Raw genomic sequence first — 13,965 nt, 5'->3', positions numbered from 1 at the left:
GGCGGGGGATCAGAGGCGCCGCACCTGGAGGGTCGTCCGTTGTTCAGCATCACCGTCCGCGATCACATCATGATCGCCCACAGCTTCCGCGGCGAGGTCTTCGGTCCCGCGCAGCGTCTGCACGGAGCGACCTTCCTGGTGGACGCCACCTTCCGGCGCGAGCAGCTGGACGACGACAACATCGTCGTCGACATCGGTCTGGCCACCCAGGAACTCGGGGCCGTCGTCAGCGAGCTGAACTACAGAAACCTCGACAACGAGCCCGACTTCGCGCACGTCAACACCTCGACCGAGTTCCTGGCCAAGGTCATCGCCGACCGGCTCGCCGACCGCGTCCACAAGGGCGCGCTGGGCGAGGGCGCCAAGGGCCTGGCCGGGCTCACCGTCACGCTGCACGAGTCGCACGTCGCCTGGGCGAGTTACGAGCGTGCGCTGTGACCGACACGACCCTGGAGAAGGCCGCGCTCGGCTATGTGCCCGTGCAGCAGCCCGTCCTGAAGAACGCCGAGATCATCCCCATGTCCCTGCGCTCCGTGCACTTCGTGATGCCGGGCAGCGTCAACGACGCGACCGCGCCGAGCGGCGGCAACGCCTACGACCGGCGCGTGTGCCTGGACCTGCCGGGCTTCGGCTGGCAGGTCCACCGGCACCTGGCCGAGGGCGACTGGCCGCGGCCCGCTCAGGCCGACCGCGCCCAGCTCGCCCGCACCCTGCGCGAGCTGCCGGACGGCACGGTCGTCCTGCTCGACGGGATCGTCGCCTGCGGGGTCCCGGAGATCGTCGTCCCCGAGGCGCAGCGGCTGCGGCTGGCCGTCCTGGTGCACCTCCCGCTCGGCGACGAGCGGGGCATCGACCCCGCCGTGGCCGCGGAACTCGACGCGCTGGAGCGCACGGTGCTGCGCGCGGTGCCCGCCGTGATCGCCACCAGCGACTGGGCGGTCCGCCGCCTCGTCTCCCACCACGGGCTGGCCCCCGAGCGGGTCCATGTCGCCGCCCCCGGCGCCGACATCGCGCCCCTCGCCTCCGGCACCGACGGGGTCTCCCGGCTGCTGTGCGTGGCCTCGGTGACCCCGCGCAAGGGGCAGCACCGCCTGGTGGAGGCGCTGGCCACGGTGACCGACCTGCCGTGGAGCTGCGTCTGCGTCGGCGGCCTCGGCCACGACCCCGAGTACGTGGCCGGACTGCGGGACCTGATCAGGAAGCACGGCCTGCAGGACCGCCTGCACCTCGCGGGCCCCCAGGCCGGTGCCGAACTCGACGCCAGCTACGCCGCCGCCGACCTGATGGTCCTCACCTCCTACGCCGAGACGTACGGTATGGCGGTCACCGAGGCCCTGGCCCGCGGCATCCCGGTGCTGGCCACCGACGTCGGCGGGCTCCCGGAGGCCGTCGGACGCGCCCCCGACGGCGGGGTGCCCGGCATCCTCGTCCCGCCGGAGGACCCCGCCGCCCTCGCCGCGGAACTGCGCGGCTGGTTCGGCGAGGCGGACGTACGGCGCCGGCTGAAGGCGGCGGCCAGGGGCCGGCGAGCCGCCCTGGACGGCTGGGCGACGACCGCCCGCAGTCTGGCCGGAGTGCTGGGCCGGCTGCCGGGGGAACCCAGGAGGGTGGCATGAGGGAGACGACCATGACCCAGCACGGCGGAAAGATCGCGGCTCAGCCCGGACCCCGGGAGGCCGCCGACCACGCGGACTCCGTCATCGCCGGCGCGGGCCCCACCGCCCGCCCCGGCGAGCGCGCCACGGTGCGGCTGCGCGACGCCGGCCCCGACGAACAGGCCCGCTACGCACCCGAGTGGCTGGAGCTGCGCGAGGGCGCCGACGCCGGCGCCCGCTCGGGCGACCTCCTCGACCCGCTGCGCATCCGCCTCGCCAACCTGCCCGGCCGCAGCGAGGGGCTGGTCGTCCACGACCTGGGCTGCGGCACCGGTTCGATGGGCCGCTGGCTCGCCCCCCGCCTCGACGGCGCCCAGCACTGGATCCTGCACGACCGCGACCCCTACCTGCTGCACTTCGCCGCCGTCGCCTCGCCGCGCTCCGCCGCCGACGGCAGCCGCGTCACCGTGGAGACCCGGCGCGGCGACGTCGCCCGGCTCACCCCGGACGCCCTCGCCGGCGCGCAGCTGGTGACCGCCTCCGCGCTGCTGGACGTCCTCACCCGTGAGGAGATCGACACCCTCGCCACCGCGGTGACCGGAGCGGGCTGCTCGGCGCTGCTCACGCTCTCCGTGGCCGGACGCGTCGAGTTCGCCGACGCCGACCCGATGGACGCCGAGCTCGCCGAGGCGTTCAACGCCCACCAGCGGCGCGGCGGCCTGCTCGGCCCGGACGCCGTCACCGCGGCCTGCGAGTCCTTCTCCGAGCGCGGCGCCACCGTACGGCTGAATCCGAGCCCCTGGCGGCTGGGCCCGGCCGAGTCGGCGCTCACCGCGCAGTGGCTGCGCGGCTGGGTCGGCGCGGCCATCGAGGAGCGCCCGGAGCTCGAAGCGCGCGCCGACCGCTACCTGCGTGAACGCCTCGCCGCCTGCGCGGCCGGGGAACTGCGGGTCGTGGTCCACCACACCGACCTGCTGGCGCTGTCCCGGCCGACGGGCGGGGCGGCATGAGCGTGCAGACCGTGAAGACGCCGGTCGGCCGGCCCGCCACGATCCCGCTCGCGCGGCGGCCGGAACCCGCCGTCGCGGTGGTCGTCGCCGGTCCGCGCCCGTCGGCAGGACGGGCACCCGAGTCCGAGGGGGACGCGGGAGTCCGCTCCGACGCCGCGGTCTCCGCGGCCCGCGTCGGCGTGATCGTCACCGCGCCCCGCGCCGACGCGGCCCCGCGCCCCGCGGGGGCCGGAGCCGCCCTGCGGGCCGCGCTGGCCAAGCTGAACTCCCGCGCCGTGCGCACCCACTTCGGCACCGTCGCCGGTGTCGTGATCCTCGCCGTGCTGCTGTGGCGGCTGGGCACCGGCGTCTTCCTGGACGGGCTGCGCCGGATCGACGCCGTCAGCCTGCTCGCGGCGCTGGCGATCGGCCTGGTCACCACCGTGTTCAGCGCCTGGCGCTGGCAGCTGGTGGCCCGCGCGTTGCGCGTCCGGCTGCCCTTCGGCCCGGCCCTCGCCGACTACTACCGCGCCCTGTTCCTGAACGCGGCCCTGCCCGGCGGCGTCCTCGGCGACGTGCACCGGGCGGTACGGCACGGGCAGAGCGCCGGCGACCTGGGCCGCGGCGTCCGCACGGTCGTCCTCGAACGGGCCGCGGGGCAGGCCGCGCTGGCCGTGGTCGGCGCCGCCGTGCTCCTGACGATGCCGTCCCCGGTCCAGGCCGACGCCCGGCAGGCCGCCCCGCTGATCGGCCTCGCAGCACTGGGCGCGCTCGCGATCGTCGTGGCCCTGCGGATGAACCGGGCACCCTCCCGGCGAGGGCGGGCCCTGCGGGCGAGTCTGGCCGAGGCGCGCGAGGCCCTGCTGTCGCGCCGCAACGGACCGGGCGTCGCGCTGTCGTCCGCCGTGGTGCTGGCCGGCCACCTCGGGATGTTCGTGCTCGCCGCCCGCGTCGCCGGATCGGCCGCCTCGGTCGCCGTACTCCTGCCGCTCGCCGTCCTCGCCCTGCTCGCCATGGGCGTGCCGCTGAACATCGGCGGCTTCGGGCCCCGCGAGGGCGTCACCGCCTGGGCGTTCGGGGCCGTCGGCCTCGGCGCGAGCAGCGGCCTCGCCGTCGCCGTCGTGTACGGCGTCCTCAGCTTCGCGGCGAGCCTGCCCGGCGTCCTCGTCCTGGTCGCCCGCTGGGCCGCCGGACTGCGGGGCGGCTCCCGGCCGGACGAGCCGGCCCAGGAGCCCTGCCCCGCGGCCCGCGACGACTACTCCCGGCCAAAGCCGTCCTGTGAGGTGAGCAGGTCCAGGTACGCGCCGAAGGAATCCGCCAGGCTCGCCAGCAATTCCTTCCCCTTTTCCGCAGACCCCAGCGAGGGACGGCCTATGACACCTGAATCGGTGTAGCCGGACATACCGAGGGAGAGCAGATGGCGCCGGTCGTCCGCGACGAAATCGGAAGTCTCGTAGCCGGGACGGAGCAATTCGGGATGAGCGTGCAGAAGGATGGAGGTCTCGATTTCCCCCGCGTGCATGTCGGTGAGGAGCGAGGTCACGACCCCCGCCCGCTCACGCGCCGTCTCCCAGTCCTCCGCGGCCGGGAAGAGCGCCATGCGCTCGCCGCGGGCGGAGGATTCCTGAACGACGTTGCCCAGTACGTAGTTTCCGCCGTGTCCGTTGACCACCACCAGGCAGTCGACGCCGGACCGGCGGAGCGAGGCGGCGATGTCACCCACCACCGCGTGAAGGGTCACTGAGGAGATGCTGACGGTCCCCGGCCAGGCCGCGTGCTCGTGCGAGCAGGAGATCGTCACCGGAGGGAGGAGGTGCACCGGGTACGCCGCGGCGATCTCCCGGGCCACGGCACAGGCGACGAGCGTGTCCGTCGCCAGCGGGAGGTACCGGCCGTGCTGCTCGAAGCTGCCCACCGGAAGGACGGCCACCTGTCGTGGGACACCCGCCCCCCGCGCCCGTACGTCTTCCGTGGTGTCCGTCGGCAACATACCGTGTACCGCCGACCTCACCGGTGAATCACTCATTTCTCCACGGCCTTTCGTCTCTGCTTAGGAACCAGATCATGACAGACAACATTGGCGTACTCGGCAAGAAGTCCCCGCAGCGCACGGGCGTCGAACGCGTCGTGAATGCGCCGCTGCCCACCGTGTACGGGAAATTCGAGGCGGTCGGCTATCTGGACCACGACCGCGGTGACGAACAAGTGGCCCTGGTCTACGGCGACATCGGCACCGACGACGTGCTGACCCGACTGCATTCCGAGTGCCTGACCGGTGACGCGTTCGGCTCGCAGCACTGCGAGTGCGGCGACCAGCTCGCCTCCGCGCTGCGCGCGGTCGTCGCCGAAGGACGCGGCATCGTCGTCTACTTGAGAGGGCACGAGGGCCGGGGCATCGGTCTGCTCGGCAAGCTGCGTGCGATGGCGCTGCAGGCGGAGGGCCTGGACACCGTCGAGGCGAACCTCGCCCTCGGCCTGCCGGTGGACGCCCGCGACTACGGCGTCGCCGCCGAGATCCTGCACGACCTCGGCGTGCGCTCGGTACGCCTGATGTCCAACAACCCCCGCAAGCGTGAGGCGTTGGCCGAGCACGGCATCGAGGTGGCCGAGACGGTGCCGCTGCTGATCCCGCCGTGCGAGAACAACATCACCTACCTGCGCACCAAGCGGGAGCGGCTCGACCACGTCCTGCCGCATCTGGACGCCGTGGCGCACTGGTCCTGAGCCGCCCGCGCCCCGGCCCGGTCAGATCTCCTCCTCACAGGAACCCCCCACCACAGGGCCGGTGCCGGCAGCCGGGGCGCGGCAGCCGCCCCCGCCGCCGGCACCGACCAGGCCAGGCCAGGGAGACATGCCCGTGAACACGCAGGCCGCAGTCGTCGTCATCGGCGGCGGGGTGATCGGGACGAGCATCGCCTACCACCTGGCCCGGGCCGGGGTGCGCGACGTCGTCCTGGTCGAGCGGGACGAACTCGCCGCCGGTTCCACCTCGCGGGCAGCGGGCGGGGTCCGCGCGCAGTTCTCCGACGAGCTCAACATCCAGCTGGGAGCACGCAGCCTGGAGGCGTTCGGCCGGTTCGAGCAGGAGACCGGGCACGACATCGGCCTGCACCGGGTGGGCTACCTGTTCCTGCTGTCGACACCCGAGGACGTCGCCTCCTTCGAGGCGGGCGTGCGGCTGCAGAACTCCCTGGGCGTGCCCAGCCGCATGATCGACCCGGCGGCGGCCCGGCGGCTGTCCCCGCTGATCACCACCGACGGCCTGCTGGCCGCCGCCCACTCGCCCGACGACGGCCACTGCACCCCCGAGGCCGTCGTCCACGGTTACGCCGCCGCCGCCCGCGCGCACGGCGCCCGGATCCTGCGGCACACCGAGGTCACCGGCGTCGAACTGCGCGGCGACCACATCACGGCCGTCACGACCACCCTGGGCCGTATCGCCACCGGCACCGTCGTCTGCGCGGCCGGCGCCTGGTCCCGGGCCGTCGGCGCCATGGTCGGCGTGGACCTGCCCGTGCAGCCGCTGCGCCGCCAGATCGCCGTCACCGAGCCGCTGGCCGCACTGCCGCCCGCGTTCCCCATGACGATCGACTTCAGCACCAGCCTCTACTTCCACGCCGAGGGTCCCGGTCTCCTCGTCGGCATGTCCGATCCCGACGAGCGCCCCGGCTTCGCCACCGACACCCACGACCGCTGGATCCCCCGGCTGTACGCCGCCATGGAACGGCGCGCCCCCGCCCTGCTGGACCTGCGCCGCACCGGCGGCTGGGCGGGCCTGTACGAGGTGACCCCGGACCACAACGCCCTGATCGGCGAAGCGTCCACCGTCTCCCGTTTTCTGTATGCGACAGGCTTCTCGGGTCACGGTTTCCTCCAGGGGCCAGCCGTCGGAGAAGTCGTCCGCGACCTCTGTCTGGGCCGCGTACCCTTCGTGGACGTCAGCCCGTTGAGCGCCGGCCGGTTCGCGGCCGACGCCCCGCGTCCGGAGGTCAACCGCGTATGACCGAGCTGCATCTGTGGCTGCGCCACGAGGACCGTTCCACCGAGCGACGCACCCCGCTCGTGCCGTCCGACGCCCGGCGGCTGCTGGCCGAAGGCGCGACGCTCACCGTGGAGGAGTCCCCGCAGCGGATCTTCCCCGTCGAGGAGTACGAGGCGGCCGGCTGCCGGACCGCGCCCGCGGCCTCCTGGGTGTCGGCGCCCGAGGACGCCGTGATCCTCGGCCTCAAGGAACTCCCGGACCGGCCCGCCGTACTGGCCCACCGGCACATCTTCTTCGGGCACGCCTACAAGCGGCAGCCGGGCGCCGCGGACCTGCTCGGCCGGTTCGCCGCCGGGGGCGGCGCCCTCCTCGACCTCGAGTACCTGGTCGACGCCGACGGCCGCCGGCTCACCGCGTTCGGCTACTGGGCCGGCTACCTCGGCGCGGCCCTCGCCGTCCTGCACCACCGCGGCCGGCTGCCCGTGCCCCTCACCCCGACCGGCAGGAAGGCACTGGACGAGAGCCTCCGGCGCGCCGCCGGTGACCAGGAGTTCACCGCGCTGGTGGTCGGCGCCCTGGGCCGCAGCGGCCGGGGTGCCCGTGCCGCCTTCACCGCCGCCGGCGTCGACCCCACCTGCTGGGACCTCGCCGAGACGAGGGACCTGGACCGGCCGGCCCTGCTGCGCCACGACGTGATGGTCAACGCGGTCCTCGCCACCAGCCCCGTGCCGCCCTTCGTCCGCGAGGCGGACCTCGACGACCCGGCCCGCCGGCTGCGCACCCTGTGCGACGTCACCTGCGACGTCGGCTCGCCCCTCAACGTGCTGCCGGTCTACGACCGCACCACCGAGTGGACCGAGCCGGCCCGCCGGCTGCGCGAACGACCGCCGCTCGACCTCATCGCCATCGACAACCTGCCCTCCCTGCTGCCGGAGGAGTCCAGCACCGACTTCTCGGCCGCGCTGCTGCCCCAGTTGCTCGACTTCCCCGGCGGCGCGTGGGCGCGCTGCCTCGACCGGTTCCACCAGGCACTGGAGGAGGCCCGACGTGACTGACCGGGTTCCCGCGAGCGGCACCGTGCACTGGGTCGGCGCCGGCCTGTCCACCGGCAGCGGCCTGGCCGCGCTGTGCGACAGGGCCGCCGAGGTCCGGCTGTGGCACCGCACCGAGGAGCGTGCCGCGGCAGCGCTGGACACACTGGGCCTGGCCGGACGCGTCGCACCCCGCGCGTACACGCCGTCCGGGCTCGCGGCCGAACTGGCGCCCGGCGACGTCGTGGTGTCGATGCTGCCGGCGCCCGGGCACCCCGGGCTGCTGGCCGCCTGCGTGCGGGGCGGGGCGCACTTCGCGTGTTCGAGCTATGTCTCCGACGAGCTCGTCGCGCAGGTGCCCGGGGCCGCACGGGCCGGGCTCGTCGTCCTGACCGAGGCGGGCCTCGACCCGGGCATCGACCATCTCTTCGCGCACAGCCTGACCGGCCGGGCCAGGGTCGCGATCGGCGCCTCGACGCCCGGGACCTCCTACAGTCTCACCTCGTGGTGCGGGGGCGTGCCCGCGGTCCCCGACGACTTCCGGTACCGCTTCAGCTGGGCGCCCGCCGGGGTCCTCAACGCGCTGCGTGCTCCCGCCCGTTACCTCCAGGACGGCGCCGAGACCACCGCCGGGCGGCCGTGGGAGGCGACCCGGCGACTCGTCGTCGACGGGGAGACCTTCGAGGCGTACCCGAACCGCGACAGCGTGCCCTTCGTGGAGCAGTACGGTCTGCCGTCCGCCTGGCGGCCGCGCGACTTCGTCCGCGGCACGCTGCGTCTGGACGGCTGGCTGCGGGCCTGGGACGCCGTCTTCGACGAGCTGAAGGGCGGCGACGACGCCCGGATCGCCGCGCTGGCGGCCGAGTTGGCCGCCGCGCACCCCACCACGGAGGCCGACCGGGACCGGGTCGTCCTGGCCGTGTCCCTCGACGTCCGCGCCCCGCAGGGCCGGACCTGGTCGGGCCGCTACCTCCTGGACCTGGTGGGGGACGCGCGGGAGAGCGCGATGGCCCGCTGCGTCTCCCGTCCGCTGGCGCTCGGGGTCCGCCACATCCTGGACGGTTCCCTGCCGCCGGGCCTGAACCGGGCCGCGGAGAACGCGGCGCGGTCCGAGCGGTGGCTGGGTGAACTGGCCGAGGAGGGGCTCGACTTCACTCTGCGCGTCGACCAGCGGGAGTAGCGGCTCAGTCCAGGACCGCCTCGTGGACCAGCCGCTTGAGTTCCGGGTAGAGGGCGTGCGAGCCCTTCGGCCGCACCTGGGTCATGAACTGCACGGTGAGGTCGTGGACGGGGTCCACCCAGAACGTCGTCGTCGCCACCCCGCTCCAGCCGTAGGTGCCGAGTCCCGCCGGGGCCTCCGTCCGCTCGGGGTCGATCACCACGGAGACGCCGAGGCCGAAGCCGACCCCGTCGTTGCCGGGCCCGTCGTGCGCCGGACGGCTGCCGAAGGAGCGCAGGTCGGCGCCTCCGGGCAGCTGGTTGGACGTCATCAGGTCCACCGTCCGCGGCGCGAGCAGCCGGGTGCCGTCGAGCTCGCCGCGGCGGCGCAGCAGTTCCGCGAAGCGGTGCACGTCGTGGGCGGAGGCCACCATGCCGCCGCTGCCGGACAGGAAGCGGGGGCGGCCGTGCAGCGGCAGCCCGGGGATCGGCTCGATGCCGCCGCCCTCGGCGTCCCCGTACAACTCGGCCAGCCTGTGGCGCTGTTCGGGAGCCACGCAGAACCCGGCGTCCGTCATTCCGAGGGGGCCGAAGATCCGCTCGGCGAAGAACGTGTCGAGCGGCTGCCCGGACACCACCTCCACGACCCGGCCCAGGACGTTGGTGGCGACCGAGTAGTTCCACTCGGTGCCCGGCTCGTACTGCAGGGGCAGACGCGCGTACACGTCGACCGTCTCGGCCAGGGTCGAGCCCGGCACCACCGCCGACTCCAGACCGGCCTCGCGGTAGAGCGCGTCCACGGGGTGGTTGTGGTAGAAGGCAAAGGTCAGACCCGCCGTGTGGGTCATCAGGTGCCGGACCAGTATCGGCCCGTCGGCCGGGCGCGTCCGGAGGTCCGCGCCGAAGCCGCCGACGTACACCTGCGGGTCGGCGAAGGCCGGCAGGTGGCGGGCGACCGGGTCGTCCAGCGACAGCCGGCCCTCCTCGACCAGCAGCAGCGCGGCGACGGAGGTCACGGGCTTGGTCATGGAGTAGATGCGCCACAGGGTGTCGGCCTCGACGGGCAGCCCGGCGGCGAGGTCACGGTGGCCGTGCGCGGTGAGGTGGGCGACGCGTCCGCCGCGGGAGACGGCCACCAGGAATCCCGGCAGGCGCCCCTCGTCGACGTAGTGGGCGACGTGCTGGTCGAGCCGGTCCAGCGCCTTCACGTCCAGCCCGGCCTCGCCCGGGTCGACCTCTTGTCGCAGCAGTGCCATCGTTCTCCTCCGAAGTGCGTTCGTCGAGGTGCCGTCCGACCTACCCCGCCGGAATGCCCTCAGACCTCATCGTGGCGCAGGAACACGCGATCGGTCCCTCGGTTCGCGGTGATCGTCTCGCGGTGATCGTCGCGCGCCGCGCCGAACGGCCCCGGCAGAAGGGCCCCCGCCCCGGCGCCGGCCACCGCCACCCCGGCGAGGACCCCGAGCGGCAGCCCCGTCCCGGCCCGCAGCCCCATCAGCGCGGCCGCACCGGCCACCCCGAGCGCCGGCCCGACGTTCATCGCGGTCTGCTGCAGCCCGCCCGCCACCCCGGCCGACTCCACGGGCGCCCGCCGCACCACGACATGGGTGGCCGCCACCATCACCGTCCCGAACCCGGCCCCCAGCAGCCCGAACCCGGCGCAGAGCGCGGGGGTCCCGGAGGCCCGCGACAGCACCAGGACGCCGAGGGCGAGCACGGCCATCGCGGAGACGGTCGTACGGCGGGCACCGGCTCTGCGCAGCAGCACCGCGCCCCCGGGGGCGGACGCCACCATCAGCACCGCGAGCGGCAGGCTGCGCAGGGCGCCGCCGAGGGGGTCGAGTCGCAGGGTGTCCTGGAGCAGGTAGGTGCAGACGAAGAGTGTGCCGGACAGCGCCGCCGAGGCCGCGACCAGGACAGCGAGGGCGGCCGCCACGCTCACCGAACCGACGAGGTCCGGTGGCACCAGAGGGCTCGCGGTACGGCGTTCGTGCCGGACGAAGGCCGCGCCGGTCAGCACGAGCACCACGAGACCCCACCCGCTCCCGGCCGGCCGGCCGGCCCCCGGCAGGACGACGAGCGTGTGCACCAGAGCGGCCAGGCCCACCGCGAGCAGCAGCGCACCCGGCACGTCCAGCCGGGCGGAGGAGACCCGACGCGGTTCGGGCGCGGCGAGCGCGAGCAGTCCCATCAGCAGGGCGGGCCCGATGTTCACGAGGAACACCGCCCGCCAGCCCGCCCCGGTCACGAGCGCCCCGCCGAGGACGGGTCCGGCGGCGACGGCCAGCCCGATCGCCGCGGTGCGTACGGCGATCGGTCCCCGCAGCCGGTCGGGCGGGAACGCGGTCCGCAGCATCCCGAGCGTGGCGGGTTGCAGCAGTGCGCCGAACACGCCCTGGACGACGCGCAGGGCGATCACCCAGCCGATGCCGGACGCCAGGCCGATCCCGGCGGAGGCGACACCGAAGCCGGCCGTTCCGGCCGCGAACAGCCGCCGGTGCCCGTACCGGTCGCCCAGCCGTCCCGCGAACACCAGCAGCGCGGCCACCGCCACCAGATAGCCGGTACTGGCCCACTGCACCTCGGCGAAGGACGCGCCCAGGTCCCGGCGCAGGGTGGGCTGCGCGACGGTCAGGACGGTGCCGTCCAGCGCGACGATCGCCGCCCCGGCCACACTGCTCACCAGGGTGAGCCGCTGGTGCCGGGTCATGGGGGTCCTGGCCGGTACCGGCGCATCGGGTGACGGCGGGTGTCCATGAGCCGTACGGGTCATACGGCGGTCTCCGGGCCCAGGTGCGCGTCCAGGGCGGCCCGCAGGAAGGGCGTGAAGTCGGTCCCGCCCGCGGCGAGTTGCAGACTTCCCCAGCTCCACAGCTGTACCAGACCGTGCAGGTTCGCCCACAGGGCGCCCGCGACGAGCGGGGCGTCCGCGTCCGGGCGTACCCGGCCCACCAGGTCCACCAGCCGGCCGAACAACGGGAGGCTCGTGTCCCGCAGGCCCAAATGCCCGCTTTCCAGCAGGTCGTGACGGAACATCAGCTCGTACATGCCGCGGTTGTCCAGCCCGAACTCGAGGTAGCAGCGGCCCAGTGCCGTCAGCTGGGTGCGCGCGGGGGCCGTCCCGTCGCCGGCCGCCGCCGTGACGCGCTCGGCGAGGTCGGCGAAGCCGCGGCGCGCGATGGCCGACAGCAGCTCCAGATGGGTCGCGAAGTAGCGGCGCGGCGCCCCGTGCGAGACCCCGGCCCGGCGGGCGATCTCGCGGAGGGTGAGCGCCTGCACGCCCTCCCGGGCCACCAGATCCACGCCGGCCTCGACCAGCCGGACCCGCAGCCCCGTCTCCGAATCAGTCATAGACACTGTCTACCAGGGCGGGTAGACAGTGTCTACCCTCCGGACGGCGGTACGCCGGGAATGCTCCGCCCCGCCCGGCGGCTCTACCGGGTATGACTCAGGACGCGACGCAGGACGCACTGCTTCAGCTGCTCTCCGACACCGGCGGCGGGGTGCTCGTCACCCTGAAGCGCGACGGTCGGCCCCAGCTGTCGAACGTCACTCACCGCTACGACCCGGCCGAACGGACCGTCCGGGTCTCACTCACGGACGACCGTGCCAAGACCCGCAACCTGCGCCGGGACCCCCGCGCGTCGTACCACGTGACCAGCCCCGACCGGTGGGCCTACACGGTCGTCGAGGGCACGGCCGACCTCTCGCCCGTCGCGGAGGACCCGCACGATGAGACGGTCGAGGAACTCGTCCGCCTCTACCGCGACGCCGCCGGCGAACACCCCGACTGGGACGACTACCGGGCCGCGATGGTCCGCGACCGCCGGCTGGTGCTGCGGCTGCGGGTGGAGCGGGCCTACGGCATCCCGCGGGCCGGCGAGGGGAGCTGAGCGGACCGGAGCCCGGGTCGGCCGGGGTACGGGTCGGCGGCGTACGGGGCGGCCCGGTGGCGGGGAGCGGCCCGCGCGCTCCGGCCGCCCCTGAAACCGGCCGGAGCGCGCGGAGTCGGGCGGGCGCGGCCGTCCGCGGCCGTCTGCGGGACGGTGCTTTCCGCTTGTTCCGGCCGATGTTCTTGCGCCGCCCGCCATCTGTCAACGGTTCCAGAGCCGCCCGGTCACCGCTGTGCCACAGTCCTAGGGCGGCAGGCGCAGGGCCGACGGCCGATGGCCGGGGGAGCACCGGGTCCCTAAGCTTTTCCGCAGCTTGACCGTCCCGCGCACGCCACGAGAAGAGGACTTCATGCCCGTCAACGGCCGCAGCCACATCCGCGTCGCCCGCCCGTCCCGGGACCTGGCCGCGGCCGAGCGGTTCTGGGCCGGCGGTCTCGGCCTCGACGTGCTCTGGCGGGCCGAGGGCGGCGGCATCCCCGGGGAGCACGACCTGCTGATGCTGGGCTGGCCGGACGCCGGCTGGCACCTGGAACTCGTCCGGGAACCCGCCGACCCGGTCGAGCCCAGCCCCACCGAGGACGACCTCCTGGTGGTCTACGTCGACGGCCCGGTGCCGGAGGACCTGGTCGCCCGGCTGGAGGCGCACGGCGGGAAGCGGGTGCCCTCGCCCAACCCGTACTGGAACGAGTGGGGCGTCACCGTCGAGGACCCCGACGGCTACCGGCTGGTGCTGTGCGAGCGGGGCTGGAGCAGCGTCTGAGAACGGCTGCGTGACGGGCGCCGCGGAAGCGTCGCGGGACCTCCCCGCGCCGCCGCCGCCCTCGGCCCGCCGACCGCGACCGCCGACTGCATACCGGCGACGGCCGACCCGCATCCTCAGCGCGCCGACTGCATACCGGCGACTGTCGGCCCGCACCCTCAGCGCGCCGACCGCATACCGGCGACTGTCGGCCCGCACCCTCAGCGCGCCGACCGCCGGCTGCATACCGCCGACCGGCGCCTGAGCCCGCGCCGACCGTATGCCGGCGACCGCCGACCGCCGACTGCATACCGCCGACCGGCGCCTGAGCCCGCGCCGACCGTATGCCGCCGACCGTATACCGCCGACCGGCACCCTCAACCCGCCGACGCCCTCCGGCGACCGCAGGCCGCATACCGCCGCCCCCACCCAGGCGACCGCCAACCGGCAAGCAGAACGGCCCGGGTTCGCGCCCTTCGCGCGCGCGGTCGGACTCCCCCAGACGGTCGTCCTGGCCGACGACCTGACCCGGGAGGCGATCCTGGACGGCATCCGGGCGGGCCGGTCGTACGTGGCGG

13 protein-coding genes and 2 pseudogenes are annotated in these 13,965 nt (G+C 74.6%); 11 read left to right on the top strand and 4 right to left on the bottom strand.

Annotated features, from left to right (window positions below; all coding sequences use genetic code 11):
* Positions 1-39 precede the first annotated feature (39 nt).
* The 4 genes and pseudogenes from ABZT03_RS20645 to ABZT03_RS20630 form a co-directional block, all read left to right on the top strand.
* Positions 40-438, top strand: a complete 399-nt coding sequence (locus ABZT03_RS20645) for a 6-carboxytetrahydropterin synthase (RefSeq protein ID WP_356041313.1) — start codon at positions 40-42, stop codon at positions 436-438.
* Positions 435-1,616 carry a glycosyltransferase family 4 protein gene (locus ABZT03_RS20640; protein WP_356041311.1) on the top strand — a complete coding sequence of 394 codons (1,182 nt, stop codon included), beginning with the start codon at positions 435-437 and terminating at the stop codon, positions 1,614-1,616. Before ABZT03_RS20645 ends, ABZT03_RS20640 begins: the two co-directional genes overlap by 4 nt.
* Positions 1,613-2,605 (top strand): class I SAM-dependent methyltransferase, encoded by a 993-nt coding sequence (locus ABZT03_RS20635; RefSeq protein WP_356041310.1) that lies wholly within the window; start codon positions 1,613-1,615, stop codon positions 2,603-2,605. Before ABZT03_RS20640 ends, ABZT03_RS20635 begins: the two co-directional genes overlap by 4 nt.
* Positions 2,602-3,678: pseudogene (locus ABZT03_RS20630) on the top strand (lysylphosphatidylglycerol synthase transmembrane domain-containing protein); the annotation flags it as partial. The gene ABZT03_RS20635 and the pseudogene ABZT03_RS20630, both read left to right, overlap by 4 nt.
* Positions 3,679-3,839: 161 nt before the next feature.
* Here ABZT03_RS20630 and ABZT03_RS20625 read toward each other — a convergent pair.
* A complete protein-coding gene (locus ABZT03_RS20625; protein ID WP_356041308.1) occupies positions 3,840-4,610 on the bottom strand; it encodes a creatininase family protein in 771 nt (256 codons plus the stop codon).
* Between the two features lie 38 nt (positions 4,611-4,648).
* Here ABZT03_RS20625 and ribA point away from each other — a divergent pair, with 38 nt between their 5' ends.
* The 4 genes from ribA (at position 4,649) to ABZT03_RS20605 (ending at position 8,777) form a co-directional block, all read left to right on the top strand.
* A complete protein-coding gene (ribA, locus tag ABZT03_RS20620) occupies positions 4,649-5,308 on the top strand; it encodes a GTP cyclohydrolase II (protein ID WP_356041306.1) in 660 nt (219 codons plus the stop codon).
* Positions 5,309-5,441: 133 nt separating this feature from the next.
* Positions 5,442-6,587, top strand: coding sequence for an FAD-binding oxidoreductase (locus tag ABZT03_RS20615; protein ID WP_356041304.1), 1,146 nt, complete (start codon positions 5,442-5,444; stop codon positions 6,585-6,587).
* Complete coding sequence (locus ABZT03_RS20610; protein WP_356041303.1) at positions 6,584-7,621, top strand: saccharopine dehydrogenase; 1,038 nt, start codon at positions 6,584-6,586, stop codon at positions 7,619-7,621. Before ABZT03_RS20615 ends, ABZT03_RS20610 begins: the two co-directional genes overlap by 4 nt.
* On the top strand, positions 7,614-8,777 hold the full coding sequence (locus ABZT03_RS20605) for a saccharopine dehydrogenase family protein (RefSeq protein ID WP_356041301.1): 1,164 nt from the start codon (positions 7,614-7,616) through the stop codon (positions 8,775-8,777). Before ABZT03_RS20610 ends, ABZT03_RS20605 begins: the two co-directional genes overlap by 8 nt.
* A gap of 4 nt (positions 8,778-8,781) precedes the next feature.
* On the opposite strand, the gene ABZT03_RS20600 is transcribed toward ABZT03_RS20605, so the two are convergent.
* The 3 genes from ABZT03_RS20600 to ABZT03_RS20590 are packed head-to-tail and all read right to left on the bottom strand — an operon-like array spanning position 8,782 to position 12,106.
* Entirely contained in the window at positions 8,782-10,011 is a 1,230-nt protein-coding gene (locus ABZT03_RS20600) for a serine hydrolase domain-containing protein (protein ID WP_356041299.1), read from the bottom strand.
* A 59-nt stretch (positions 10,012-10,070) separates the two neighbouring features.
* Positions 10,071-11,465, bottom strand: coding sequence for an MFS transporter (locus ABZT03_RS20595; RefSeq protein ID WP_356041297.1), 1,395 nt, complete (start codon positions 11,463-11,465; stop codon positions 10,071-10,073).
* Positions 11,466-11,524: 59 nt separating this feature from the next.
* Positions 11,525-12,106, bottom strand: coding sequence for a TetR/AcrR family transcriptional regulator (locus ABZT03_RS20590; RefSeq protein ID WP_356041295.1), 582 nt, complete (start codon positions 12,104-12,106; stop codon positions 11,525-11,527).
* 92 nt (positions 12,107-12,198) lie between these two features.
* On the opposite strand from ABZT03_RS20590, the gene ABZT03_RS20585 reads away from it, so the two are divergent.
* From ABZT03_RS20585 to ABZT03_RS20575, 3 genes and pseudogenes are all read left to right on the top strand, one after another.
* Positions 12,199-12,648, top strand: a complete 450-nt coding sequence (locus ABZT03_RS20585) for a PPOX class F420-dependent oxidoreductase (RefSeq protein WP_356041293.1) — start codon at positions 12,199-12,201, stop codon at positions 12,646-12,648.
* Between the two features lie 349 nt (positions 12,649-12,997).
* A complete protein-coding gene (locus tag ABZT03_RS20580; protein ID WP_356041292.1) occupies positions 12,998-13,408 on the top strand; it encodes a VOC family protein in 411 nt (136 codons plus the stop codon).
* 259 nt (positions 13,409-13,667) lie between these two features.
* Positions 13,668-13,965 (top strand): annotated as a pseudogene (locus ABZT03_RS20575) (hypothetical protein); the annotation flags it as partial.

This window comes from Streptomyces sp. NPDC005574 (assembly GCF_040605435.1).
In the GTDB taxonomy this organism is placed as follows: Bacteria; Actinomycetota; Actinomycetes; order Streptomycetales; family Streptomycetaceae; genus Streptomyces.
The sequence above is the reverse complement of the archived record's forward strand: the minus strand, read 5'-3'. Positions and strand labels throughout refer to the sequence as shown.